This window comes from Stenotrophomonas sp. SrG (genome assembly GCF_050031795.1).
GTDB lineage: Bacteria > Pseudomonadota > Gammaproteobacteria > Xanthomonadales > Xanthomonadaceae > Stenotrophomonas > Stenotrophomonas rhizophila_A.
In genome coordinates this window covers 1-239 of record NZ_JBNBBE010001131.1, presented here as the reverse complement: position 1 = coordinate 239, position 239 = coordinate 1, and the positions used below count along the sequence as shown (strand labels likewise).

Below are 239 nucleotides of genomic sequence, written 5' to 3'. Positions count from 1 at the left end.
CGACCTCGCCCAGCGCTACCAGGACCCTACGTTGCTGCGCCTGCTGGGCGACGGCCTGCTGCCGGAAGACATCAAGGACCGCGCACTGGCACTGTCCCCGCACGACACCGACGCGTTCCGCCAGAACCTGCGCCCGCGCCTGCAGCACGCGATGCCGGCGGCCCGCCTGGATGACAGCCAGGCGCTGCGGGACCGCATCCACTACCGCGCGGTGGACCGGCGCCCTCCGCAGTCGCTGG

General features: G+C 73.2%; 1 pseudogene. It reads left to right on the top strand.

What is annotated here, in order from left to right:
* Window positions 1-239, top strand: a pseudogene (locus ACQG3P_RS23000) (glucose-6-phosphate dehydrogenase); the annotation flags it as partial.